Consider the following 23308-nt stretch of genomic DNA (forward strand, 5'->3'; position numbering starts at 1 on the left):
ATGCGCGCCGCGATGCCGCCCGTGACCCTGCTCAACCCGTTCGATGCCTATGCGGGCTCGCAGCGCGTGGCCACGCAGCTGTTTGCCGCGTTCGAGGCGCTGGGCGCCAGGGTCCGGGTGCAGCTGGGCTTTGGCGGCCATGGCTTCGTCTCGGATCTGCCGGACGTACGCGCGGACCTGGTCTGCGGCTCGGTACGGGTGCGCAAGCTGCTCTTCCCACTATGGTCACTCGCCCTGGCGCCGCTGCTGCTGCTGCGCGTGCTGCGCGGGGAGCGGATCTGGGGCAACACCATCTATGCGCTGCCGCCGGCGATGCTCGCGGCGCTGGTCCGGCCGCGGCAGGTCTTCCTGCACCTGCATGAGCTGACCTTTCCCGGAGTCTTCCGGCCGCTGCTCCGGCTGGCGATGCGGCGGGGCGTGCGGGTGATGTGCGTTTCCCATGTCCATGCCTCCGGGCTGGGCATCGACGCGACGATCCTTGCCAATCCCGTGGCGGTGCCGGACCTGCCGCCGGCTTCGGCGCGCGATCGGTTCCTGTATATCGGCACGACGGCGCCGATGAAGGGGTTCGACCTCTATCTCGACGTCGCGGCGCGGCTGGGCGGGACGGGACTGCGGCCCGTTGCCTATCTGGCCGATCTCGAGCGGTACGATGCCGGGTTGCTGGCGAAGGCCCGCGCGCTTGGCGTGGCGGTGCATTTCGGCGAAACCGCGCCATCGACTTTGTTCGCCGACGGCTTCCTGACCCTGCTGGCCACCGATCCCGAACTGTGGGTGGAGACCTTCTCGCTGGTAGCGGTCGAATCATGCGCGTTCCTGGTGCCCGTGGGAGGCGCGGGAGCCGAGGTGCTCGACGAAGTGCTGGGCCCGGCGCTGGCGTTCAACATCGCATCCCGGGATCCGGCGGAGATCGCCGCGCGGATCACGGCGCTCGCCGGAGACCCGGCGAGACAAGCCGAACTGCGCGCCGCCTGCGAGGTGCGGCGCGGGCTTTACACCATGGACCGTTTCCGCGAGGCGCTGCGCGTGATTTTGCAGGGGGAAGAGCGTGAATAGGGCACGGACGCGCCGATCGAGGCGCGTTTCTCTGGTTGGCACGGTGGGCGTTCCCGGCCGCTATGGCGGCTTCGAGACGCTGGCCGAGCAATTGTGTCGGCATATCGAGCCTGGCCGGATGACATTCGCGGTCTATTGCGAGCGCAAGGTCTATAGCGAGGACCTGTCCGAGGATTTCTGCGGCCATAGGCGGGTGTTCATCCCGCTGCGGGCCAATGGCCCCATGAGCATGTTGTACGATGCAGCCGCGCTGCTGCACGCGCGCTTCGTCGAGCGCAGTCCGGTCGTGTTCCTGTTCGGCTATTCCGGCAGCTGGATCCTCCCGCTGCTGCGCCTCCTGTCGCCTTCCACCTGCTACATCACCAATGTCGACGGCATGGAGTGGCGGCGGGACAAGTTCTCCGCCTCCTCGAAGCTGCTGCTGAAGGGGCTCGAATATTTCGCGGCCGTCTTCAGCCAGAAGATCATTGCCGACAATTCGGCGCTCGCGGAGATCTTCGAGGCGCGATACCGGCGCAAGGCGACGGTGATTGCCTATGGCGGCGATCACACGGTCCTGCCCGAGGCGCCGGTGCCCGCCGACGCCGCGCCGCTCGACGCGCCGCAAGGGGCATATTATCTCGCGGTCGCGCGTATCGAGCCCGAGAACAATACGGAAATGATCCTCGAGGCCTGCGACAAGGCCGGCGCGGGCCTGGTGTTCATCGGAAACTGGAACGGAAGCGACTATGGCCGCCGGTTGCGGGAGCGCTTCGGCGCCAGCACGCACCTGCGGCTGCTCGACCCCATCTATGATCAGCGGGTGCTGGAGCGCTACCGACGCGGCGCGATCGGCTATATCCACGGCCATAGCGTGGGCGGGACCAATCCGTCGCTGGTCGAGGCGCTGTTTCACACGGACAGGCTGCTCAGCTTCGATTGTGCCTTCAATCGCGCCACGCTCAGCAACGCGGGCAGCTATTTTGCCGATGCCGGGCAGCTGGCGGAGGCGCTTGCCGGCGAAGTGGTTGTGTCGATCGATGCGCAGGCACTGGCGGCGCTGCGCGACACCTATCGCTGGGGTATCATCGCAGACCGGTATTTCCAGCTGGCCAGCGAAGGCCTGGGCGCGGATAGCCAAGCCTGAAACGCCGATGGCGCAGCCGGGCAGGCGGCGCCATCGGGGATATCGCAAGCGGCTATGGACAGAGCCAGTGCCGGGTTCAGCCCGGCTTTCGCTCCCAGCCTTCCCAGACGAAGCGATAGCACCACTGCTCATCATGGGTTTCCGCCAGCTTTGCGCGAATGGCGTCGCGCATCGCATCATAGTCGCCGACGGTATGGAACTGGATCTGCAGGAAGCGGATCCGGGGCAGCCAGCCCGCCTCGATAAGCGCGGGCAGAACGGCAAATTCGCCGCCCTCGATATTGAGCTTGAGCAGGTCGATATGATCGAGCCCGAGCGCATTCAGCGCCGCGGGTGCCGAGCGGAGTTCGCAATTGATGTGCGAATCCGATTTCTCGAGGCTGACGAAGCTGGAGGCGTCGCCATCGTCGGTGATCGCGAAGGTGCCGTCCTTGTCGCTCAGGCCATAGCGATGGGCGTGCAGCTTCGGCTTTCCGGAGAAGCGCTCGACGCAGGTGGCGTGGAGCGAGGGCACCGGTTCGAAGACATGCACGGTCGAGCCATAGCGTTCGTGGATGTCGAGCGCCCATTGGCCGATATAGCCACCCAGATCCACGACGATGCTGTCTTCATCGAGCGGATAGTCCAGGCGAAGCGTCGTATCGCCCTTGTCGCGGAACCAGCGCTTTGCCTCCAGAAGGGGGCCATCGCGAAGTACTTCCCGGCGATAGAGATTCTTGAGGCCGCGGGCCACACGTCGAAAAGTGATCATCTTCAAGCCTTTAGTCTTATCGAGGGCTAGCGCGCACCAGTGCCGGTGAACATGGTGTGGACGGTTCTGAGGATGATCAGGATGTCCAGCCAGAGCGAAAAGTTCTTCACATAATAGAAGTCGAGGTTGAGCTTTTCCTTGATGGCCTCAACCTCGGAGACGTGACCCTGGTTGATCTGCGCCCAGCCGGTGACGCCCGGCTTGATGATGTGGCGATAGTGGTAGAACGGGATTTCCTTCTCGTACCAGCTTGTCAGCTCGGCCGCTTCCGGGCGCGGGCCGATCAGGCTCATCTCGCCACGCACGATGTTGATCAGCTGCGGCAGTTCATCCAGGCGGCTCTTGCGCAGAAAGGCGCCGAGCCGGGTGATCCGGGGATCGTTGGCCTGGGTCATCGCCCGTCGGCGTGCCTCCTCATCGCTCGAAGCGGCAGTCGCAATTCGCATCGTGCGGAACTTGTAGATCGTGAACGGGCGGGCGCGAAAACCCGTCCTGCACTGGCGGAAAAGGGCCGGGCCAGGAGAGTCCAGCCGGATCAGCACCGCAATCAGCAGCATCGCCGGAGACAGCACGATCAGCATGCAGAGCGCCGCGAGGATATCGACCGTCGCCTTGATCTTGAAGAAGACGTCGTTCGGGTTCAGCGAGCCCAGGGTGTTCTCGGACAGATGATCGACTTCGACCCGGCCGGTGAGCTGCTCGATCGCCTGCTTCACATGATAGACGGGAGCGCCCTGCAGCACGAAGGACGTGATCCGGCTGTCCCACGCGGCGCTATGGTCGGCGCTCAGATCGACGACCACGCCGTGCAGGGGCGGCGTGGGGGCGTCCGGCGTCTCGATATGATGCCAGGTTACCGAGCCGAGCTGCGGGAGCCGGTTTGTCCTGCCGCCCGGGATCACGCCGAAGCAAACCCTGCGACGTCGCCGCACGATCAGGTGGATGAGCGTGAAAATCACCGATGTCAGCACATAGCTGATGGCGAACTGGACGCGGCTGTAGTCGAGGCGAAGGACCACGAGCATCGTGGCCAGCATGGCGAAGGTGAAGGAGACGCTCGCCACGATATATCCGCCGGCGGTAATGCCGGGAAACACATGCAGCCGCCGATAGCCGAGATAGCCGAGTACGAGGGCCAGCGTTCCGCCCGCCGCGGTGTTGAACTGGTTCGGCGACGTCACCGCCGCCCCAAACCAATATTGGCGGAGCACCACCGGCACCAGGATGGCAATGAGGAAAGCCAGGGCAACCTGGTACCGTGTTCGACCCAGCGTCTGGGAAACGGAGCGGGTCGCTAGGCGCCCTCTGTCGACATTCATCGCTGCCCCTCTCGTACTGGGCTACTCTGTACTGGACTATTTTGTCTGGATGTCGGCGTCAGCCGTTCAGATCAAGCGTGCGTGCGCAAGGCGGCGGCGATGTCCTCGGCATGCCATACGCCGATCGCGCGCCCTGGAGATACGAAGCTGTCATCAATGACATGGGCCGGCGTCGGAAAGCCGAACGGGCGGCGGGTAAGGTTCAGAAGCCGGAAGTCGCCGGTATCGACGTCGCGGTTGAAGCCGGTGGAGCCATCCGTCGTCAGCAGAATGAACTTGCGCGGCTTGCTCAGGATATTCTGCAGCGCGCGCCGGGCATCGGCGAAGCTCAGGTGGAACAGCATTTCGCGGCACAGCACCGCATCCGCGTCGGGCAAGGTTCCGCTGATTGCGTCCAGGCAATGGAATTCGCGCCGGTCCGAGCTGAAATTCGCCGTGTTGCTCTCGATCACCGCGGGGACGATGTCGGCACCGATATAGCGCTGCGACAGGCTGACTTCGCGCATCCAGGTGAAATCGCCGCAACCGATGTCCAGCAGCGTCTCGGCACCAAGCGTGTCGAGAATCCGAGGGAGTTCGGTCCGGATATTCTGCGTCGCCTGCAGGCTGGATCCGGCGCCGGAGCCTGGGGCATCGTCATTGCCGACCTGCCAGACGCCCGACGCGTAGATCTCGGAGAACCGTTCGCGGATATTGCCGGAGCCAAGATGGGAGGGGCGGCGCCCCAGGCCGACCAGTCGCAACCCGTGACGGACGATTTCCTTCAAAGTCTGGATACGGAAATTGGCCGGAACGTCAGTCATTTGCCCTCCAGTGCGAACATGCCCCACTTTGCACAGCGAGGTCGCCGGGGCGACCTTTTCGAGGAGATGAACGGAAGATTCCCGTGCTCTTGCGCGCACGCCCAGTCAAGTCGGCTTGGTCGCGCGCGCTGCCGGAGCGGGCAACCGGGAGGCAATCAGGTCTGCAGCAGCCAGCGCTCTTCGCCTTCGAGCCCGAGCGCGGTCAGGCGGCCTGAGTCATAGGCGCCGGTGTCTATCGCGATCCGGTTGGACTTGAACTGCGCCTCCGGGACGATGGTGTGCCCGTGGACGACGGTTTTCTCCAGGGCGCCCTTGTGATCGAGGAAGCTGTCCCGGATCCAGCGCAGATCCTTCACCCGCTGCTTTTCCAGGGGAAGGTTCGGATTTACCCCGGCGTGCACGAAGACATAGTCGCCGGCGATGATCATGTCCTCGAAGCTTTCGAGAAAGCGGACATGGGCCTCGGGGACCCTGGCCTTCAGGAGCTCGAGGAGCTCGGTATGGCTCGCCGGTGCGTATTCCTCTTCGGAGATGCCGTAGCTGAGCACGGTGGCCTTGCCGCCCACGCGGAGGTGGAATTTCAGAATCTCGATGCTGCCCTCAAGGGCGCCAAGAAACAGTTCTTCGTGATTTCCGAGCAGGAACCGGGAATTCGGCAAGCGCTCCCGGAGCGCCATAAGGGCGTCGATCACGCCGGCGGAATCGGGGCCCCGATCGATCAGGTCTCCAATGAAGACCAGCGTCGTGGCGGCTGGCGCGCGCTGGCGGTCATCCTCCTCGATGCGTGCGAGCAATTCGTTGAGGAGATCCAGGCGGCCGTGAATGTCGCCGATCGCGTAATATCGCTCTCCCGAGGGGAGGGCGGAGTTCCCTTTGGCAGGGCGCTTGAAGAGGGATAAGCCGAACGCCATACCGACTTGCAAACTCAAATAACCCGTTCGCCCTCATGCCCCGGCGAGATCAACTCGCCACGCGTGCGACGGGCAAATAAAAAGTGGCGACCCCGAAGGATCGCCACTTGAAACTCGGTCAGCTGACCGACCGACAATCCTACGGGCTGTCGGGCGTGTCGTCGCTGTCGGCGAGAACCACGGCGCCGCCGATGATGGCGACGGTGGCGAGAACGCCGATCAGAACGGCCGGAGCCAGCTCGCTCTTCTTGCTGGTCGAGGTCGAGGCGCGAACGCCCGACAGCGACAGCTTCGAAGCGCTCGTCGGAGCGGCCAGAACAGGAGCAGTCGCCATCGACGCGATAGCGGCCGCCGTAAGAAGCTTAGTGAACACTCTTTTTCTCCCTCTTTCGAGCTCTGGTGCTCTCGTCGGGCAGTCCTATGCCATAGGACCAAACCCGTCGCAACACCTCAAACTTTGGTAACGGCGAGAAAGTTCCCGACGTGACCCTTTGGCAACACAGGCCCGGTTGATCCGGATCACTTCTGTTACCCAGGCGACCCGCACCAAGTGGTTACGCAGCCGTCCTTAACGCGCTGCACCAATATAGCCAAGGGGGTTAATGAAGTGTCTTCGTCGAAATGGCCTTGTTTCGTGATGGTTAGGAGGGTTTTTTTGTGACTGATATGTTGCGGAAGACCGGCCCCGGTTCGAGTTGCGGTGCAAAAACACGGTAGTGCAGAGCGAATCGGGTGATGGGGTCTCGAATGGGCGTGCCAGGGTTTGTCGATGGGGCGGGCCGCGCGTAGGATGGCTGGAATGAAGCCCGTATCATCCGCGTTCCGCCGCCTCGCTCATGCCTGTCGCCGCGGCTTTCCGGCCATCGTCCTGCCGTTGCTTTTCCTGCCCCTGTCGACGCGCGCGGATGATGCCGCCCTGTTCGAAGGGGTGCGCGCTGCCGACATGCGCATCGCGGCGATCGGCTGGCGGCTCGCCGTGGCCAATGCGCGGCTGTGCGACCGGACCGAGCCCGGCACCGGCATGCAGCTTCACGTGCTCGATCAATATGGCGGGCCGCAGCGCGAGGCCGCTGCCCGGCATTTCGGTTTCGCCACGCCGGTCGCGGTCGAAGGGGTCTTGCCCGGCAGCCCGGCGGAGCAGGCGGGGCTGCGCGCCGATGATTCGCTCGTTCGGGTCGGTTCGGTCGAGATCGCGAAACTGTCCGGCAAGGCTGGCAAGGCAGACCGGCTGGATGCCGCGCACCTCGCAATCGCGGCACTGCCCGTCGATGCATCGATCGAAGTGGACGCACTTAGAGCCGGTCGCCCGATCCATGTCACGATTCGCCCGATCCGCGCCTGCAACAGCCGATTCGAGATGACCGATGACTTCAACGCGGCCAGCACCGGCACCGCGGTGCAGGTCGGAGCCGGCTTCGTCGAGGACTATCCGGACGAGCAGATCGCCGTAGTGGTAGCGCATGAATTCGCGCACAATATCCTGCGCCACCGTGACCGGTTGATTGCGCGCGGCGTCGATTACGGCCTGCTTTCCGGCTTTGGCGCGAACGTGAAGTATTTCCGCCAGACCGAGGTCCAGGCGGATCTCCTTTCGGTCTACCTGCTGGCCAATGCCGGCTATCCGCTGCGCGCGACGACGGCCTTCTGGAAGCGCTTCGGCCCGAGCAAGGCCGGCGGCATATTGCGCAGCCGCTCGCATCCGGCCTGGCGGGACCGGGTCGCCACGTTCGAGGCCGAGATTGCCAAGGCCGAGACCATTTCGGCCCGGCCGGTCGTGCCCCCGATCCTCGGCGAACGCGACAAGCCGCTGGATGGCGACTGGCAGTCGATCCTGGTGCGGAACTAGCGCTTCAGCTCGCCAGGCGGAGCGGCTCGCCAGGGACGCCGCGCGGCTGGTCGGGCCAGATGCCGCGCGTGTCGTAGACCAGCTTGTCGGCGCGCTCGTCGAGCGGGACCGACTTGAACACGTCGTGATCGACCAGCACCACGAAGATGCCGCAGCTCTCGATCGCGCTGTCGATGTCGATCAGCCCGGCACCGGTGCCGTCGAATGCCTTGGGCAGCGCGTCGGCATAGGGCTCGACGATCTGGATACGCTCTCCAAACTGCTCGGCCAGCGCCGCCGCGACCTTGAGCGCGGGGCTCTCGCGGAAATCATCGATGTTCGCCTTGAACGCGAGGCCCAGGCACGCAACCTGGGCATGGGGGTTGGATTCGAGCATCGCTGCGGCGTGGCCGATGACATAGTCGGTCTTGCCGTCATTCACTTCGCGGGCGGTGCGGATCAGCGGGGTCTGCTCGGGCGCGGCGCTGACCAGGAACCAGGGATCGACCGCGATGCAGTGGCCGCCCACGCCCGGGCCGGGCGACAGGATGTTGACGCGCGGATGGCGGTTGGCGAGGCGGATCACTTCCCACACATCGACGCCCATCTTCTCGGCGACGAGGCTCAGCTCGTTGGCGAAGGCGATGTTGACGTCGCGGAAGGCGTTCTCGGTGAGCTTGGTCATCTCCGCAGCCTTGGCCGTGGTGGTGACGCAGGCGCCGCGCACGAAGCGGCGATAGAATTGCAGTGCCTTGCGGGCGCAGCGCGGCGTGATGCCGCCGATGACGCGGTCATTGTCGATCAGCTCGACCAGGATGCGCCCGGGCAGCACGCGCTCGGGGCAATAGGCGATGGCGACATCGGCGCTGCCGGTGCAGTGGCCGGGGATCTTGAGGTCGGGGCGGAGCTGGGCGAGCAGCGCGGCGACCTTCTCGGTGGTGCCCACCGGCGAGGTCGATTCGAGGATCACCACGTCGCCGGCCTTGAGCGTGATCGCGACATTGGTCGCGGCCTTGAGCACATAGCCGATATCGGGCGCATGGTTCTCGCCGAAGGGGGTGGGGACGGCGATGACGAAGACGTCGGCCTCCTCCACCTGGAGCGAGGCGCGCAGGCTGCCGCGCGCGACGACGCCCGAGACCAGGCCGTCCAGGTCGATCTCCTCGATATGGACCTTGCCCGAATTCACCGTGTCGACCACCGACTGGTGGACGTCGACGCCCAGCACCTTCGCGCCGGTGCGCGCGATCACCGCTGCCGTGGGAAGCCCGATATAGCCCAGGCCGAGAACACAGACCTTGAGCTCAGAATCCGAAACCATGTGCGACGATCCCCGCAATCCGCTCAGAGGCATGGCCGTCGCCGAACGGATTGTGGGCGCGGGCCATGGCCGAATAGGCGGATGGTACGTCGAGGAGGGTTGAGATTTCGGAAACGATACGCTCCGGGTCGGTGCCGACCAGCTTCGCGGTGCCCGCGACGACCCCTTCCGGGCGCTCGGTGGTCTCGCGCATCACCAGCACCGGCTTGCCGAGCGCGGGCGCTTCCTCCTGCACGCCGCCCGAGTCGCTGAGCACCACGTCGCAGAGCTCGAGCGCGCGGATGAAGTGGGGATAGTCGAGCGGCTCGATGCGCGCGACATTGGCCCGGTCGCCCAGCACCTTGTCCATTGCCGCCACGACATTGGGATTGGGGTGCATCGGGAACAGGATTGCGGTGTCGTCGCGGTCGGCGATGCGGCCGAGCGCCCGGGCGATGTCCTCCATGCCGCCGCCGAAATTCTCGCGGCGGTGCGTGGTGACCAGCACGATCCGCTTGCCGGCGAAGCGCGCGGCGATCGGATCGAGCCCGGCGGCCAGCTCCGGCTCGGCTTCGATCCGGGCGCGCGTGGCGAGCAGCGCGTCGATCACCGTATTGCCGGTGACATGGATCGTCGCGGGGCCGATATTCTCGCGGCGCAGCGCCTCGGCCGCGGTATCCGTCGGAGCGAAATGCTGGTCGGCGATCGGCGCGACGATGCGGCGGTTCACTTCCTCGGGCCAGGGCTGGTAGATGTCGCCCGAGCGCAGGCCCGCCTCGACATGGCTCACCGGCACCTTGCGGTAATAGCCTGCCAGCGCGCCGACCATCGCGGTGGCGGTATCGCCCTGCACGATTACCCGGTCGGGCTTCTCGTCGTCCATCACCTTGCCGAGGCCGGTGAGCAGCCGCGCGGTGAGCTGATCGAGCGTCTGGCCCGGTTCCATCAGGTCGAGGTCGATGTCCGGCGTCAGGCCCGCGATCGACAGCACCTGGTCGAGCAGCCCGCGATGCTGGGCGGTGACGCAGGTGCGCACGTCCAGCCCGGGCACGGCCGCCAGCGCGCGGACCACGGGAAAGAGCTTGATCGCTTCGGGACGCGTGCCGAAGATCAGGAGAACGCGCTTGCTGGTACCGGTCATGCGCATTCTCCTATCGCCGATCCCGTCACCATCAGGTTACGGTCGCGGACATAATTGCGAAAGCTTATAGCCATCGCTATGGGCGCCCGACTGATCTGAAAAGGCATTTCCCGAATGACCATCAAGCCGTTGCGCAAGGCCGTGTTTCCCGTGGGCGGCCTCGGTACGCGTTTCCTGCCCGCCACCAAGGCGATGCCGAAGGAAATGCTGCCGGTGGTCGATCGTCCGTTGATCCAGTACGCGGTTGACGAGGCCCTGGAAGCCGGCATCGAGCAGATGATCTTCGTTACTGGCCGCGGCAAGAGCGCGATCGAGGACCATTTCGACATCGCCTATGAGCTCGAGACGACCATGTCGGCACGCGGCAAGTCGCTCGAGATCCTCGACGCCACCCGGCTCAAGCCCGGCGCGGTCGCCTATGTCCGCCAGCAGGAGCCGATGGGCCTGGGCCATGCCGTGTGGTGCGCGCGCGACATCGTCGGCGACGAGCCCTTCGCGGTGCTGCTCGCCGATGATTTCATGCTCGGCAAGCCGGGCTGCCTCAAGCAGATGGTCGATGCCTATAACAAGGTGGGCGGCAACCTGATCTGCGCCGAGATCGTGCCGGACGACCAGACGCATCGCTACGGCATCATCACGCCGGGCGCGCAGGACGGGGCGCTGACTGAAGTGAAGGGCCTGGTCGAGAAGCCGGCCCCGGGCACGGCGCCGTCCAACCTGTCGGTGATCGGCCGCTACATCCTGCAGCCCGAAGTGATGCGGGTGCTCGAGAAGCAGGGCAAGGGTGCCGGCGGCGAGATCCAGCTGACCGATGCGATGGCCCAGATGATCGGCGACCAGCGCTTCCACGGCGTCACCTTCGCGGGCACCCGCTATGATTGCGGCGATAAGGCCGGCTTCATCCAGGCGAACATCGCGGTGGCGCTTGAGCGCGAGGATATCGCGCCGGCGATCCGCGATTTCATGACGAGCCGTTGCCCGGGCTGAGGCCCGGGCTGAGCTTGGGGGCTCAGGCGCGGACGACCTTCTCCGAAACCACACCCGCCTTGCCACAGGCATTGCGGGTGTCGATTACCAGCTTCGCGGCATCGACCAGCGCCGCATAGTCCACCGCGTCATGGTCGGTGGCGATCAGCACCGCGTCGTACCTGGCGATCTCGGCCTCGTCCCACGCCACGCCGTTGCGGAAGTTGAGCGTCGGGTGCTCGCGGGTGTTGTCGATCTGGGCGACATGCGGGTCGAAGAAGTCGGCGGTGGCGCCGCGTGCCTCGATCATCTCCATCAGGCGGAGCGACGGGCTCTCGCGGATGTCCTCGACATTCTTCTTGTAGGCGACGCCCATCACCAGGATGCGCGCGCCGCGCAGGCCGCGGCCGAAGCGCGCGTCCAGCGTGTCCGCCATCACCCGGACGACATGCTGCGGCATGTCCGCGTTGATCTGGCCGGCCAGCTCGATGAACTTGGTGTGCTGGTTATACTCGCGCGCCTTCCAGGTGAGGTAGAAGGGGTCGATCGGGATGCAGTGCCCGCCCAGGCCCGGGCCCGGATAGAAGGGCATGAAGCCGAACGGCTTCGATTTCGCCGCGTCGATCACTTCCCACACATCGATGTCCATCGCGGTGAAGATGAGCTTGAGCTCGTTGACCAGCGCGATGTTGACGGCGCGGAACACATTCTCGGTGATCTTCACCGCCTCGGCGGTCGCGGCGGACGAGACCTGGATCGCCTGGGGCACGATGTGGCGATAGACGCCCAGCGCCAGGTCGGCCGAGACCGTGTCGTCGGCGCCGACGACCTTCGGGATCTTGGTGGTCGAGAAGGTTGGGTTGCCCGGGTCCTCGCGCTCGGGCGAGTAGGCGAGGAAGAAGTCCTTGCCGGCGACCAGGCCCTCGGCCTCGAGGATCGGCTGCATCACCTCCCTGGTGGTGCCCGGATAGGTCGTCGATTCGAGGATGACGAGTTGGCCGCGGCGCAGCGTCTTCGCGATCGCCTGGGTGGTCAGCTCGACATATTTCAGGTCGGGTTCGAGATGGCGGGTGAGCGGGGTGGGGACGCAGATCAGCACCACGTCCGCCTCGTCCAGCCGGGCGAGGTCGGCGGTGGCGCGCAGCTTCTCGTTTTCGACGAGCGGCGCGATGCGGGCGCCGTCGATATGCTTGATATAGCTCTCACCGGCTTCGAGCGCGTCGATCTTGGCCTGGTCGACGTCGAAAGCGAGGACCGGGCAGCCCGCCTCGCCAAAGGCAACGGCGAGCGGCAGGCCGACATAGCCCATGCCGATCACGCCGATGATCGCGGTGCCGCTTTCGATCCGCGCCTGCAGCTTCAAGCCATGGGCGGGCCATTCGATGCTCATAGAAACCCCGTGAAGTACGCTCTGTCGCGCCCTTCATGCCTCCGCAGGGGTTTCAGTTTCGATAATGCTCCAGATACCAATCCACGAATGCCGGCACGCCGGCGCTCGGCGGGGTGGTGGGGGCATAGCCGGTCAGCGTCTTGAGCAGCGCGTGCGACGCCTCGGTCGCGGGCACGTCGCCCTGCTGCATCGGCATGAAGTTCTTGATCGCTTCCTTGCCCAGCGCGCGCTCGATCTCGCCGATATAGTCCATCAGCTGGGTCTGCTGGCCCGCACCGATGTTGACGACGCGGAAGGGGGCGACGGGCGAGAGGCTGTCGCCCTCCACCGGCGTGTCGCCCGGCACGGCCTCGGTCAGCCGGACGATCGATTCGGCCAGATCCTCCACATAGGTGAAGTCGCGGACCATGTTGCCGTTGTTGTAGATGTCGATCGGCTGGCCGGCGAGGATGCCCTTGGTAAACTTGAACAGCGCCATGTCCGGCCGGCCCCACGGCCCATAGACCGTGAAGAAGCGGAAGAAGGTCATCGGCGTCTTGAACAGATGCGCGTAGCTGTGCCCCATCAGCTCGGTCGCGCCCTTGGTGGCGGCGTAGAAGCTCAAGGGGGTGGCGGTGCGCTGCGTCTCGGTGAACGGCATGTCGGTGTTCGCGCCATAGACCGAGCTGGTCGAGGCGGCGAGCAGGTGCCTGGTCTTGTGCTGACGCGCCAGCTCCAGCACGTTGAAGCTGCCGATCAGGTTCGCCGTGACATAGGATTCCGGGCTGTCGATCGAGTGGCGCACGCCGGCCTGCGCGGCGAGGTGGATCACCACATCGGGCTGGAACTCGGCCCATTGCGCGCCGAACGCGCCCATGTCGTCGATCGAGACGCGGGCGACGTTGAAGTTCGGGTGGTTCGACAGGATGTCGTTGCGCGCTTCCTTGAGCGCCGGATCGTAATAGGCGCTAAAATTGTCCACGCCGAGCACGGTGGCGCCGCGCTGGAGGAGCTTGCTGGCCGTGTGGAAGCCGATGAAGCCGGCCGAGCCGGTTACCAGGACGCGCGTCATGGGGAGGGCAGGTGCCTCAAGGGCGCGGCGAAGTCCAGTTTCACGCATCAGGTAGTGACGAGTCACTGACCTCTACGGTCGGGAAAGGCGTTAGGTGAGCAACGCCCAAAGGAAACTTGCGAAAGATGCCAGGGCAAAGAAGCCGGACAGCCAGCGCAGCACACGCTCACCGGTATCGCTGATGCGCGATTGCCCGAAGCTCATCAAAAGGATCACTCCGCGAGGGGCGATCGTGCACAGGACGAAATAGGCTGTCGCCAATCCGTAGAACGTCACCTCGGGGAGCGGACCGATCACTCCGGCCTCTCCAGATCACCACAAGCGGGACAGCCCGGGTCCTTCGGCAGCGTCAGCGTGCGGAAGCGGAAGGCCAGCGCGTCAACCAGCAGCAGCTTGCCCGCGGTCTCCTCGCCGAACGGCACGATGGCGCGGACCACTTCCAGCGCGGCGAGGCTGCCCATCACCCCGGTAAGCGCGCCCAGCACGCCCTGTTCGGCGCAGCTGATGCCCGGGCGCTCGGGATCATGGCCGACGAAGCAGCGGTAGCAGGGCTTGTCCGGCTCCCAGCCGCGGAACACGCCCAGCTGTCCCTCGAATTCGGAGACGGCGGCGGAGACGAGCGGGATACAATGACGCAGCGCGGCGTCTGCGACCGCCAGCCGGGTGGCGAAATTGTCGCAGCCGTCGAGGATCACGTCCGGCGCGAACTCGGCGATCAGCGCATCGGCATTGCGCGCGTCGATGCGCTGCTGGAAGCCGGTGAACACCACTTCGGGGTTGAGCGCGGCGACGCGGGCGCGGGCGGCCTCGACCTTGGGGCGGTCTACGTCGCCGGTCGCATAGAGCGTCTGGCGCTGGAGGTTGGAGAGCGAGACCGTGTCGTCGTCCACCGCGCCGAGCGCGCCGATCCCCGCGGCCGCCAGATATTCGATCGCCGGCGATCCGATGCCGCCCGCGCCGATCACCAGCACGCGCGCGGCCTTCAGCCGCATCTGCCCGCCGCCGCCGATCTCGCGCAGCACGATATGGCGGGCGTAGCGCTCCAGCTCCGTGTCGGAGAGTGTCATTTGGTCAGGGTGAAGCTGATGGTCGTGCGATACCATTGCTCGGTCGCACCAGGGCGGGGGAGCAGGTTGTTGCGCGCGAAGCCGGCTGCCAGCGCGGCGGCATATTGCTCGACCGAGGGGCAGGCGATGGCGCGCGGTACGGTGGTCCGGATATTGCCTCCCTCGTCGACCAGCACGGCGATCGAGACTTCGGCGACACCCGGCTTGGCGAGCACGCATTTGCGCAGCTTCACTTCGCGCTGGACGAAGGTCTGCATCTCGGCGGTGATGATTGGGGGTGCGCGCCAGGGCAGGGGCGGCAGGGCGTCCCAGTCGATCGGCGCCGTCTGGAGCGCCGCAGCAAGAAGAACCGTCGCTATCACGTGCCCGTCGATCCGAAGCCCCCGATGCCTCGCGCCGTTTCGTCGAGCGTCCCCACCTCCTCGAGCTCCGCATGCTGAACCGGCGCGGGCACGAGTTGTGCGATACGGTCTCCGCGCGCGACGGTGAACGCCGCGTCACCGAGATTGGCAAGGATCACCTTAACCTCGCCGCGATAGTCGCTGTCGATCGTGCCGGGCGTGTTGAGGCAGGTGATGCCGTGCTTGAGCGCCAGGCCCGAGCGCGGGCGGACCTGGACTTCGTAGCCGACCGGGATCGCCATCGCGAAGCCGGTCGCCACCGCATGGCGCGCGCCGGGGGCGAGCACCACATCCTCGGCCGCGACCACGTCCATGCCCGCGGCTCCCGCCGTCGCATAGGCGGGCAGCGGCAGGCCCTCGCCATGCGGCAGGCGCTGAAGGGCAATGCGGATCGGAGCGAGCATCAAGATTTTCCTGGAAGCGCGGCGGCAAGGCGCTGGAGCGCGGAGATCACTTCGGGATCGCTCAGCAGCTCATGGTCCTTGCCGGGGATGATACGGAAATCGGTGGCGATGCCGCGCAGCGACAGCGCCTCGGCATAGGTGCGCGAGAAGCGCACCGGCGTGGTCTTGTCGTCGCCGCCGACCAGCACCGCGGCGCGCAGCGAGGGCTGCATGCCGCCGACCAGCTTGACCGGGTCGAGGCTGGTGACCGGCGCGTCCCAGAGCGGGGTGGGCGACACGGTCTTCATGTGCTTGCGCCACTCGGGCAGCGCGCAGGGGCAGGAAACGAGGACGATGCCGTCGACCAGCCCCGGATGCGTCGCGGCAAGGTCGGCGGCGATCGCGGCGCCGCCCGAATGGCCGACCACCACGGTGCGTGCCTGGCCGTAGCGGCGCTGCAGGTGGCGGATCGTCGCGGCGACGGCGCCGATCCGGTCCGCGGTATAATTGTCGCCGGTGGTCAGGCCGCGCTCGCCGGGCGAGACATGCCCCTGCGGGTCCTCATAGCCCGGGCGGAGCAGCGCGACGGCGATGCTCTGTGGCACTGCGGCGGCGGCGCTGCGGGCAAAGGCATAGTGATAGTCGGGCTTGGTCGTCGGGGCGTCGCCGTGCAGCACGACGATCAGCGTGCGCACCTGCTTGGCGGGCGTGTTGCCGAAGCTCTGGCTGTACAGGCCCGGGCCCGGTTCCGGCGCGCCAATGCGCTCGCCCGGCGTACAGGCGGCCAGGCTCGCGCCGAGCAGCAAAAGGGCAAGGCTAGAGCGCATCGGCAATCCGCTGCGCGAGACGGCGGGCGACTTCGTCCTTGGGCAGTCTTTCCCAGCTTTCGACACCGTCGGCGGTGACGAGATGAACGGCATTGGCTTCACCGCCCATCACATCGCCGGAAACATCGTTGGCGACAATCCAGTCTGCGCCCTTGCGAGTCCTTTTCGCGGCAGCATGTTCGAGCACCTGTTCGGTTTCGGCGGCGAAGCCCACCACCAGTCCCGGCCGGCGCGGGCTGGCGCCGAGCATGGCGAGGATGTCGGGATTCTCGGTGAGCTCCAGCCGGGGCGGGGCGCCGCCCTGCTTCTTGAGCTTCTGCCCGGCGCGCTCGACATGCCAGTCGCCGACCGCGGCGACCATCACCGCGGCATCGGCGGGCAGCGCCTGGGCGACGGCATTGGCCATTTCCTGCGCGGTCTCGACATCGATGCGGGTGACGCCCGGCGGCGTGGCCAGCGTGACCGGCCCCGAAACCAGCGTGACCTTCGCTCCCAAGGCTGCGAGCGCCCCGGCAATCGCATAGCCCTGCTTCCCCGAGGAGCGATTGGCGATGTAGCGCACCGGGTCGATCGGCTCATGGGTGGGGCCGGCGGTGACGAGGACATGCTTGCCGGCAAGCGGACGAGGCGCACCAGATTTAGGTTCTGAGAACTTCTGGATCGCCGCGAGGATCGCCTCGGGCTCGGGCAGCCGGCCGGGGCCGTACTCGCCGCAGGCCATCGGCCCCTCGTCGGGCTCCAGCACCGTCACCCCGTCGCCGCGCAGCGTCGCGACATTGCGGCGGGTCGCGGCGTGCTGCCACATCCGCACGTTCATCGCCGGCGCGGCGAGGACGGGCTTGTCGGTGGCGAGCAGCAGCGTGGTCGCCAGATCGTCGGCAATCCCCGCGGCCATCTTGGCGAGCAGGTCGGCGGTGGCGGGCGCCACCACCACCAGGTCCGCCTCGCGGCTGAGCTGGATATGCCCCATCTCGGCCTCGTCCTTGAGGTCGAACAGGTTGGTATAGACCTGGTTCTCGCTCAGCGCCGCGAGCGTCATCGGCGTGACGAAATGCTGCCCGCCTTCGGTGAGCACGCACTTCACTTCGATCCCGGCCTTGCGGCACAGCCGGATCAGCTCGCACGCCTTGTAGGCCGCGATGCCGCCGCCGACGATCAGGAGGATCTTCTTCATCGTGTGACCTTTGTCACGGTGATCCTGCGCCTGTCGAGCGCCTGCCGGAACAGGTCGCGCAGGGCGTCGGGCACGAAGGCGAGGCCGATCAGCGAGAGCGGGGCGACCATCAGTCCCCAATAGAAGGTATCGGGCCGCGCGAACAGGGCCAGCGCCACGCCATATGCCGCAAGCGTCAGGAACACGCGCCCCGCCGCCTGGTCTTTCCAAGCCGCCCAGCCGAACAGCGAGCACGTGAACAGCAGCACGCCCAGCGCCATCGGGAAGAGCTGCAGCGCGGTCGACAGCACCATCGCCTTGGCGAAGAAGCCATAGCCGTGCAGCCCGGCCCAACCCGGCGAGGCCGGATCGGCGGCATTGGTCACCTGGCCCACCGCATGGGCATGGAAGCCGACCGCGACCGCGAGGCAGGCCAGCGCCACGCCCCAGCCGATCGCCTCGCGCCGCTGTCCCTCGAACCAGGCGGCGGCGAGCATCATGATCGCGTAGAGCGCGGCCAGCTCGCGCACCAGCATGGCCAGCAGCGCGATCGCGACGGCCTCGATCCAGCGCCCCTGCCGCCGGATGCCGAGCGACAGGGCGATCAGCAGCCCCGCCCATATCTCGTGAAACGCCCAGAGGTCGGTCTGGACGAACGCCATCAGCCCGCCGGCGAGCAGGGCGAGGCCGATCAGGACCGGCGGCCAGCGCGTCATCCCGCTCCGCAGCTTCATGCCCCACACGGCAAAGACCGAGGCGACCAGCACGAAGAGCAGCGCCAGCATGCCGGCACGCGGCACATGCGCCTCGACCATCGCCAGCCCGGGCAGGCGGAAGGTGACGAAGGGGCGTAGCGGGTAGTTGCCGGCCCGCAGCGCATCGGCGGTCACTTCGTAATAGTCGCCGCCGTGCCGCACGCCGGCGACGATGCTCTCATAGAGCACCACGTCGCTCTGGTCGTCGGCACGCTTCGCCGGATCGCCGCTCACCGGCGGCGGCCCGACCGTGACCAGCGCGGTCAGCGACAACAGCAGGAACAGCAGCAGAATGCCAAGAACGATCCGGGCGCGGGGGCGGGCCAGCGCGGCGAAGCGCGTCGGTTCCGCCAGCCACTGGACCGCAGGCAGCTTCACGAGAGCAGGTACATCATGATCGCGGCACCCACCGCGCCCGAGAAGACCGCAACCAGCGCATAGCGCCAGCCGCCGACCACGCGGATCCGCTCGATCTCCTTGAGCGGCGGCGCGGGTGGCGCGCCACCCGGAGCCGGGAAGCGCAGCTCGATGTTGCGGATCAGGTCGGGCAGGCGGGCAAGCGTGCGGAAATCCTCGACCAGCCGGTCGGCGATCTTGGCTTCCGGCCCCAGCTCGGTGCGGATCCATTCGCGCACGAACGGGGCCGAGACGTCCCACAGATTGATATCGGGATCGAGCCCGCGCGCCACGCCCTCGACCATCACCATCGTCTTCTGGAGCAGAAGGAGATGCGGCTGGGTCTGCATGTCGAAGTCGCGGGTGATCGAGAACAGGCCGTCGAGCATCGCGCCCATCGACATGTCCTTCACCGCCAGCCCGCGCATCGGCTCGCCGACCGCACGCAGCGCCGTCGCGAACTCGGCGACATTGTGGTGCGGCGGCACATAGCCCGCCTCGAAATGGATCTCGGCGACGCGCTTGTAGTTGCCGGTGATCAGTCCGTAGAGGATTTCGGCCAGCCAGACCCTTGCACGTCGATCGATCCGGCCCATGATGCCGAAGTCGATCGCGGCGATGCGGCCATCGGGGAGCGCGAAGAGGTTCCCCTGGTGCATGTCGGCATGGAAGAAGCCTTCGGCGATCGCCTGGCGCAGGAACGCCTTGATCAGCCGGCTGGCGAGCGCGCTGGTATCGTGCCCGGCCTCGATCAGCTTCTGCCGGTGCGACAGCTTGATGCCGTCGATCCATTCCAGCGTCATCACCTTGCCGGTGGTGCGCTGCCAGTCGATCTGGGGAACCATGAAGTCCGGCTCGGCCTGCATGCCCTCGGCCAGTTCGGAAGCAGAGGCTGCTTCGCGGCGCAGGTCGAGCTCGCGCGCGGTCCAGCGCTTGAACGTCTCGATCACCATTCGGGGGCGCAGGCGCGACGCCTCGCCGCCCATGCTCTCCACCTGGGCGGCGGCCCATTCATAGGTGTCGATCGCCTTGGCAAACTCGGTCTCGATGCCCGGGCGCAGCACCTTCACGGCGACCTGGCGGCCATCGGTGGTGATCGCACGGTGGACCTGCGCGATCGAGGCGGCACCGACGGGATGCTCGTCGAATTCGGCGAAGAAGGTCTCGAGCGGCCGGCCGAAGCTGCCCTCGATCCGCTGGCGGATCACCGGGAAGGGGAGCGGCGGCAGCGCATCCTGCAGGCGCAGCAGGTCGTGCGCCGCCTCATCGCCGACCAAGTCGGGACGGGTGGCCAGCGTCTGGCCGAGCTTGATCGCGGCGGGGCCGATCGCCTGGAAGGCATCGGCATAATGCGGCACCTTGGGCACGCGCGCGCCGAAGCGGGCGATGCGCGCCACGCGGCGCACGGGCCTGGGCGTGTGCGGATCCTGCTCGATACCGCGCAGCGCGCCGTGGCGCGCCAGGATGCGGCCCCATTTCAGCAGGCGCCAGAGATGAACGGCGGGTGCGGTCACTTAGCTCAGATCTTCCAGCCGCTGTGGATCGCGACCAGCCCGCCGAGCAGCGGCTCGACCTTGGTCTGGGTGAAGCCTGCTTCGCGGATCATCCGCTCGAACTCGGGCATCTTCGGGAAGCGGCGGATCGATTCGATCAGGTAGCGATAGCTCTCCGCATCGCCCGCCAGCATCTGGCCGAGCTTGGGGACGAGCTTGTGCGAATAGGCGTCATAGACTTCGGAGAAGCCCGGCCACTCGGTGGTCGAGAACTCGAGCACGAACAGCCGCCCGCCGCGCTTGAGCACGCGGTGTGCTTCGCGCAGCGCCTTGGGAATGTCGGTCACGTTCCGGATGCCGAAGGCGATGGTATAGGCGTCGAAGAACTTGTCGGGCCATTGCAGCGTCTCGGCATTGGCCTCGCTCCATACCAGCCCGTCGATCCCGCGCTCGGCGGCGCGCTCTACGCCGACGGCAAGCATCTCGGGATTGATGTCCGCCACCGTGATCGATGCGCCCGAAGGGGCCATGCGGAAGGCGATGTCGCCGGTGCCGCCGGCCATGTCGAGGATATGCTCGCCCTCGCGCGGCTTCACCCGGCGGACGAACTTGTCCTTCCACAACCGATGAAGCCCGCCCGACATGGCGTCGTTCATCAGGTCATATTTCGCCGCGACGCTGGAGAAGACCTCGCCGACGCGGCGGGTCTTTTCCTCGGGGGCCACATCCTCGTAGCCGAAGGAGACGGTGTCGGTCATGCGACGGGCTCTAGCGGGGGTTTCTGCGCGCGTCATCCCCACTCCACGTTATCCCCCGCTCCATCGTCATACCCGCGCAGGCGGAGATCCAGAGTCGCAAAGGGTCTCGCTCGGTTACCCTGGATCCCCGCCTGCGCGGGGATGACGAAAGGGGGGTGGGCGCGGTAGGGAGGCCTATGCCAGAACTCCCCGAAGTAGAGACGACCGTTCGCGGGCTGGAGCCCGTGCTCAAGGGCGAGACGATCCAGCGCGTCACCCTCCACCGCGGCGATCTGCGCCGGCCCTTCCCGGAAGGGCTCGGCCAGCGGCTCACCGGGGCGACGGTCACTGGCATGGGCCGCCGCGCCAAATATGGGCTGATCGAGACGAATCGCGGCGACACGCTGATCTTCCATCTCGGCATGTCCGGGCGCTGGCGGATCGATCCGGGCGAGATCGGCAAGCATGATCACATGGTGCTGGAGACGCAGCAGCACCGTCTCGCGCTCAATGATCCCCGGCGATTCGGCTCGGTCGACCTGGTGCCGACCGCGGAGGTGAGTGCCTGGGCGCCCTTCGTCGCACTTGGCCCCGAGCCGCTGGGCCCGGACTTCAACGCCGCGCACCTGGCGCGTGTCTTCAAGGACAGGATCGCGCCGGTGAAGGCGCTGCTGCTCGATCAGCGCGTCGTGGCGGGGCTGGGCAATATCTATGTGTGCGAGGCGCTCTATATCGCCCGCATCGCGCCCACCCGCGAAGGCGGCTCGATCTCGAAGGCCAGGCTGGAAAAGCTGGTCGCGGCGATTCGCGACGTGCTCGAAAGCGCGATCCGCGCCGGCGGCTCGACGATTCGCGATTATGCTCGGCCGGACGGCGAGCTCGGCTATTTCGCCAAGGAATGGCGCGTCTATGGCCGGGAAGGGGAGCCCTGCGGCTGCGGCGGGCTGGTCGAGCGGCGAATCGATTCGGGGCGGTCGACCTTCTGGTGCCCCGCCTGCCAGAAATAGGGAGATGCCATGCTGCTGACTGCCCTTGCCCTGCTCGCCGCCGGTGCGGCGGATTGCCGTCATATCGGCGAATCGCTGCGGGCGGCGCGCTATGACCGCGAGGTCCTGCGGCCGGGTGACGAGACGAACATCGAATATGTTTACCGTGACGGTCCGGACGGAGAGAAGATGATCCCGCAGCGCTGCATCGCCGATCTGGCGGTGAAAGGTCCGGCCCGCTTGCGTGGCAGGCAGCGCTTGCTGGTACGGTCCGATGCCAAGGGCGGCGAGGAGATTGCCCTCTCGATGCGCATAGGCGGGATGCCGTACAGCCGCACGGCGAAGGTCACAGGGCGGGATCAGCAAGTGCTCACCGGCACCTGGCATGTGGTCGAATCGCAGCATTGCCGCACAAAGCTGCCTTCCGAAATCCGCTTCTTCGACAATGGCGGATATGACTTCACCTACCCGGAAGCGATGGTGGAGACGATGACCAGCGGCAGTGGCAGCTACACCTGGCACCAGGCCAGCGGCGCGCTGTCGCTGGGTGGGGAATGGCGGGGCACCGCGCGGTTCGAAGGCAGGCGCCTCGTGATGGTGGGTCCCTATTTCGATTCTGCGTACGTACCGGGGCCGGGCGAGATACTGCCTCCGCCGTGCCGCATCGTTCTTGGTTGACCCGAATCGCTGGTGCCGCTAAGGGGCCCGTCTTTCCGGACGTGGACGGCGTTTTGTCTCCGGGTCCAAACCATTTTACGAGCAGGAACGACACGGCATGGCGAATACGCCGCAAGCGAAGAAGCGTATCCGGCGCAATGCGCGCCGCGCGGAGATCAACGGCACCCGCGTGAGCCGTATCCGCACCTTCGTGAAGAAGGTCGAGTCGGCCCTTGAAGCCGGCGACAAGACTGCGGCCGCTGCCGCGCTCGCCGCTGCGCAGCCGGAAATGGCGCGCGGCGTTGCCAAGGGCGTGCTCCACAAGAACACGGCCTCGCGCAAGTTTGCGCGTCTGAACAAGCGCGTCGAAGCGCTGGCATAATCGTCACTTTTCCGTAACAAAGCCCCGCGGGACACCAGTTCCGCGGGGTTTTTGTCGTGTTCGACAGAGGCTTGCGGAACGAATCGTGGTTAGCACCCTGGAACCCTACGATTCGCGCGAGTCGCGGTGTCTTCGACTTGCAATAATTTGAAGGCGCTATTCTTTTCAGATAGTTAGTGGCCATGGGCACGGTTTTCCGTGGGTTACGGCGAGTCAACAAAACTATTTCAGTATCTTTACACCGGACCCCCTTGCTCGACTCAGAAAGGGGTACCTACAACAGACCTCCCAGGCGGGTTCTCGCCAGGGTGTAGTCGAAGCCTGCCGCACAGGGACCGGGGATGTCCGGTGTCGGGGGGCCTCATGTCGGAGCGAATTTGCGCACGGGAAGCAGTGCTTCCCGCGAAGGAGGGGTGCGTCACGGTGACTCAG

25 protein-coding genes are annotated in these 23308 nt (G+C 66.3%); 7 read left to right on the forward strand and 18 right to left on the reverse strand.

From position 1 onward, the window contains the following. Together O3305_RS22990 and O3305_RS22995 are read left to right on the forward strand one after the other, a co-directional pair. Positions 1 to 1056, forward strand: a complete 1056-nt coding sequence (locus O3305_RS22990; RefSeq protein WP_269574589.1) for a glycosyltransferase family protein — start codon at positions 1 to 3, stop codon at positions 1054 to 1056. 43 nt (positions 1057 to 1099) lie between these two features. Then, positions 1100 to 2182, forward strand: a complete 1083-nt coding sequence (locus tag O3305_RS22995; protein WP_269574590.1) for a DUF1972 domain-containing protein — start codon at positions 1100 to 1102, stop codon at positions 2180 to 2182. A 76-nt stretch (positions 2183 to 2258) separates the two neighbouring features. On the opposite strand, the gene O3305_RS23000 is transcribed toward O3305_RS22995, so the two are convergent. The 5 genes from O3305_RS23000 to O3305_RS23020 all read right to left on the reverse strand — a co-directional run bounded on the left by O3305_RS23000 (position 2259) and on the right by O3305_RS23020 (position 6339). Then, positions 2259 to 2933, reverse strand: coding sequence for an FkbM family methyltransferase (locus O3305_RS23000; protein ID WP_269574591.1), 675 nt, complete (start codon positions 2931 to 2933; stop codon positions 2259 to 2261). A 26-nt stretch (positions 2934 to 2959) separates the two neighbouring features. Continuing rightward, entirely contained in the window at positions 2960 to 4153 is a 1194-nt protein-coding gene (locus O3305_RS23005; protein ID WP_184168154.1) for a sugar transferase, read from the reverse strand. A 170-nt stretch (positions 4154 to 4323) separates the two neighbouring features. Then, the gene (locus O3305_RS23010; RefSeq protein WP_184168152.1) at positions 4324 to 5055 is read right to left on the reverse strand and encodes a class I SAM-dependent methyltransferase; all 732 of its coding nucleotides are present in this window, start codon (positions 5053 to 5055) and stop codon (positions 4324 to 4326) included. 155 nt (positions 5056 to 5210) lie between these two features. Beyond that, positions 5211 to 5966, reverse strand: coding sequence for a metallophosphoesterase family protein (locus tag O3305_RS23015; protein WP_269574592.1), 756 nt, complete (start codon positions 5964 to 5966; stop codon positions 5211 to 5213). A gap of 139 nt (positions 5967 to 6105) precedes the next feature. Beyond that, complete coding sequence (locus O3305_RS23020) at positions 6106 to 6339, reverse strand: hypothetical protein (RefSeq protein WP_184168150.1); 234 nt, start codon at positions 6337 to 6339, stop codon at positions 6106 to 6108. A 426-nt stretch (positions 6340 to 6765) separates the two neighbouring features. On the opposite strand from O3305_RS23020, the gene O3305_RS23025 reads away from it, so the two are divergent. After that, positions 6766 to 7812: a M48 family metallopeptidase gene (locus O3305_RS23025; protein ID WP_269574593.1), complete on the forward strand. Its 1047-nt coding sequence runs from the start codon at positions 6766 to 6768 to the stop codon at positions 7810 to 7812. Between the two features lie 4 nt (positions 7813 to 7816). Here O3305_RS23025 and wecC read toward each other — a convergent pair whose 3' ends face one another. Beyond that, complete coding sequence (gene wecC / locus O3305_RS23030; protein WP_269574594.1) at positions 7817 to 9112, reverse strand: UDP-N-acetyl-D-mannosamine dehydrogenase; 1296 nt, start codon at positions 9110 to 9112, stop codon at positions 7817 to 7819. Further along, positions 9096 to 10232, reverse strand: a complete 1137-nt coding sequence (gene wecB, locus O3305_RS23035) for a non-hydrolyzing UDP-N-acetylglucosamine 2-epimerase (protein ID WP_269574595.1) — start codon at positions 10230 to 10232, stop codon at positions 9096 to 9098. The genes wecC and wecB overlap by 17 nt, the downstream gene beginning before the upstream one ends. Before the next feature lie 114 nt (positions 10233 to 10346). On the opposite strand from wecB, the gene galU reads away from it, so the two are divergent. Further along, positions 10347 to 11219: a UTP--glucose-1-phosphate uridylyltransferase GalU gene (gene galU, locus O3305_RS23040; RefSeq protein WP_269574596.1), complete on the forward strand. Its 873-nt coding sequence runs from the start codon at positions 10347 to 10349 to the stop codon at positions 11217 to 11219. Positions 11220 to 11241: 22 nt separating this feature from the next. Here the strand turns inward: galU and O3305_RS23045 are convergent, their stop codons facing one another. The 11 genes from O3305_RS23045 to O3305_RS23095 all read right to left on the reverse strand — a co-directional run bounded on the left by O3305_RS23045 (position 11242) and on the right by O3305_RS23095 (position 20872). Beyond that, positions 11242 to 12588: a nucleotide sugar dehydrogenase gene (locus O3305_RS23045; protein WP_269574597.1), complete on the reverse strand. Its 1347-nt coding sequence runs from the start codon at positions 12586 to 12588 to the stop codon at positions 11242 to 11244. A gap of 52 nt (positions 12589 to 12640) precedes the next feature. Beyond that, the gene (locus tag O3305_RS23050; RefSeq protein WP_269574598.1) at positions 12641 to 13639 is read right to left on the reverse strand and encodes an NAD-dependent epimerase/dehydratase family protein; all 999 of its coding nucleotides are present in this window, start codon (positions 13637 to 13639) and stop codon (positions 12641 to 12643) included. A gap of 90 nt (positions 13640 to 13729) precedes the next feature. Then, on the reverse strand, positions 13730 to 13936 hold the full coding sequence (locus tag O3305_RS23055) for a hypothetical protein (protein ID WP_269574599.1): 207 nt from the start codon (positions 13934 to 13936) through the stop codon (positions 13730 to 13732). Then, complete coding sequence (locus O3305_RS23060; protein WP_269574600.1) at positions 13933 to 14706, reverse strand: HesA/MoeB/ThiF family protein; 774 nt, start codon at positions 14704 to 14706, stop codon at positions 13933 to 13935. Before O3305_RS23060 ends, O3305_RS23055 begins: the two co-directional genes overlap by 4 nt. After that, positions 14703 to 15068, reverse strand: a complete 366-nt coding sequence (locus O3305_RS23065; protein WP_269574601.1) for a hypothetical protein — start codon at positions 15066 to 15068, stop codon at positions 14703 to 14705. Before O3305_RS23065 ends, O3305_RS23060 begins: the two co-directional genes overlap by 4 nt. Further along, positions 15065 to 15511, reverse strand: a complete 447-nt coding sequence (gene dut, locus O3305_RS23070) for a dUTP diphosphatase (RefSeq protein ID WP_269574602.1) — start codon at positions 15509 to 15511, stop codon at positions 15065 to 15067. The genes O3305_RS23065 and dut overlap by 4 nt, the downstream gene beginning before the upstream one ends. Next, complete coding sequence (locus tag O3305_RS23075) at positions 15511 to 16317, reverse strand: alpha/beta hydrolase (RefSeq protein WP_269574603.1); 807 nt, start codon at positions 16315 to 16317, stop codon at positions 15511 to 15513. Before O3305_RS23075 ends, dut begins: the two co-directional genes overlap by 1 nt. Beyond that, the gene (gene coaBC, locus O3305_RS23080) at positions 16307 to 17491 is read right to left on the reverse strand and encodes a bifunctional phosphopantothenoylcysteine decarboxylase/phosphopantothenate--cysteine ligase CoaBC (RefSeq protein WP_269574604.1); all 1185 of its coding nucleotides are present in this window, start codon (positions 17489 to 17491) and stop codon (positions 16307 to 16309) included. The genes O3305_RS23075 and coaBC overlap by 11 nt, the downstream gene beginning before the upstream one ends. Next, positions 17488 to 18603, reverse strand: a complete 1116-nt coding sequence (locus tag O3305_RS23085; RefSeq protein WP_269574605.1) for a glycosyltransferase family protein — start codon at positions 18601 to 18603, stop codon at positions 17488 to 17490. Before O3305_RS23085 ends, coaBC begins: the two co-directional genes overlap by 4 nt. Next, a complete protein-coding gene (ubiB, locus tag O3305_RS23090) occupies positions 18600 to 20135 on the reverse strand; it encodes a 2-polyprenylphenol 6-hydroxylase (protein ID WP_269574606.1) in 1536 nt (511 codons plus the stop codon). Before ubiB ends, O3305_RS23085 begins: the two co-directional genes overlap by 4 nt. A gap of 5 nt (positions 20136 to 20140) precedes the next feature. Next, complete coding sequence (locus O3305_RS23095; RefSeq protein WP_269574607.1) at positions 20141 to 20872, reverse strand: class I SAM-dependent methyltransferase; 732 nt, start codon at positions 20870 to 20872, stop codon at positions 20141 to 20143. 176 nt (positions 20873 to 21048) lie between these two features. On the opposite strand from O3305_RS23095, the gene mutM reads away from it, so the two are divergent. From mutM to rpsT, 3 genes are all read left to right on the forward strand, one after another. Next, the gene (gene mutM, locus O3305_RS23100; protein ID WP_269574608.1) at positions 21049 to 21858 is read left to right on the forward strand and encodes a bifunctional DNA-formamidopyrimidine glycosylase/DNA-(apurinic or apyrimidinic site) lyase; all 810 of its coding nucleotides are present in this window, start codon (positions 21049 to 21051) and stop codon (positions 21856 to 21858) included. Between the two features lie 9 nt (positions 21859 to 21867). Beyond that, positions 21868 to 22515 carry a hypothetical protein gene (locus O3305_RS23105; protein ID WP_269574609.1) on the forward strand — a complete coding sequence of 216 codons (648 nt, stop codon included), beginning with the start codon at positions 21868 to 21870 and terminating at the stop codon, positions 22513 to 22515. Between the two features lie 97 nt (positions 22516 to 22612). Then, a complete protein-coding gene (gene rpsT, locus O3305_RS23110; protein WP_183994207.1) occupies positions 22613 to 22876 on the forward strand; it encodes a 30S ribosomal protein S20 in 264 nt (87 codons plus the stop codon). Positions 22877 to 23308: the final 432 nt, after the last annotated feature.

The organism is Sphingomonas sp. NIBR02145 (assembly GCF_027359115.1).
In the GTDB taxonomy this organism is placed as follows: domain Bacteria; phylum Pseudomonadota; class Alphaproteobacteria; order Sphingomonadales; family Sphingomonadaceae; genus Sphingomonas; species Sphingomonas kyeonggiensis_A.

Excerpts from the sequence above, each read along its gene's own strand:
- dut (WP_269574602.1), bottom strand. The coding sequence starts at position 15,511 with ATGCTCGCTCCGATCCGCATTGCCCTTCAGCGCCTGCCGCATGGCGAG.
- galU (WP_269574596.1), top strand. The coding sequence starts at position 10,347 with ATGACCATCAAGCCGTTGCGCAAGGCCGTGTTTCCCGTGGGCGGCCTC.
- O3305_RS23000 (WP_269574591.1), bottom strand. The coding sequence starts at position 2,933 with ATGATCACTTTTCGACGTGTGGCCCGCGGCCTCAAGAATCTCTATCGC.
- O3305_RS23010 (WP_184168152.1), bottom strand. The coding sequence starts at position 5,055 with ATGACTGACGTTCCGGCCAATTTCCGTATCCAGACTTTGAAGGAAATC.
- O3305_RS23050 (WP_269574598.1), bottom strand. The coding sequence starts at position 13,639 with ATGACGCGCGTCCTGGTAACCGGCTCGGCCGGCTTCATCGGCTTCCAC.
- mutM (WP_269574608.1), top strand. The coding sequence starts at position 21,049 with ATGCCAGAACTCCCCGAAGTAGAGACGACCGTTCGCGGGCTGGAGCCC.
- wecC (WP_269574594.1), bottom strand. The coding sequence starts at position 9,112 with ATGGTTTCGGATTCTGAGCTCAAGGTCTGTGTTCTCGGCCTGGGCTAT.
- O3305_RS23105 (WP_269574609.1), top strand. The coding sequence starts at position 21,868 with ATGCTGCTGACTGCCCTTGCCCTGCTCGCCGCCGGTGCGGCGGATTGC.
- O3305_RS23025 (WP_269574593.1), top strand. The coding sequence starts at position 6,766 with ATGAAGCCCGTATCATCCGCGTTCCGCCGCCTCGCTCATGCCTGTCGC.
- O3305_RS23045 (WP_269574597.1), bottom strand. The coding sequence starts at position 12,588 with ATGAGCATCGAATGGCCCGCCCATGGCTTGAAGCTGCAGGCGCGGATC.
- coaBC (WP_269574604.1), bottom strand. The coding sequence starts at position 17,491 with ATGAAGAAGATCCTCCTGATCGTCGGCGGCGGCATCGCGGCCTACAAG.
- rpsT (WP_183994207.1), top strand. The coding sequence starts at position 22,613 with ATGGCGAATACGCCGCAAGCGAAGAAGCGTATCCGGCGCAATGCGCGC.
- O3305_RS22990 (WP_269574589.1), top strand. The coding sequence starts at position 1 with ATGCGCGCCGCGATGCCGCCCGTGACCCTGCTCAACCCGTTCGATGCC.
- wecB (WP_269574595.1), bottom strand. The coding sequence starts at position 10,232 with ATGACCGGTACCAGCAAGCGCGTTCTCCTGATCTTCGGCACGCGTCCC.
- O3305_RS23075 (WP_269574603.1), bottom strand. The coding sequence starts at position 16,317 with ATGCGCTCTAGCCTTGCCCTTTTGCTGCTCGGCGCGAGCCTGGCCGCC.
- O3305_RS23095 (WP_269574607.1), bottom strand. The coding sequence starts at position 20,872 with ATGACCGACACCGTCTCCTTCGGCTACGAGGATGTGGCCCCCGAGGAA.
- O3305_RS23015 (WP_269574592.1), bottom strand. The coding sequence starts at position 5,966 with ATGGCGTTCGGCTTATCCCTCTTCAAGCGCCCTGCCAAAGGGAACTCC.
- O3305_RS23060 (WP_269574600.1), bottom strand. The coding sequence starts at position 14,706 with ATGACACTCTCCGACACGGAGCTGGAGCGCTACGCCCGCCATATCGTG.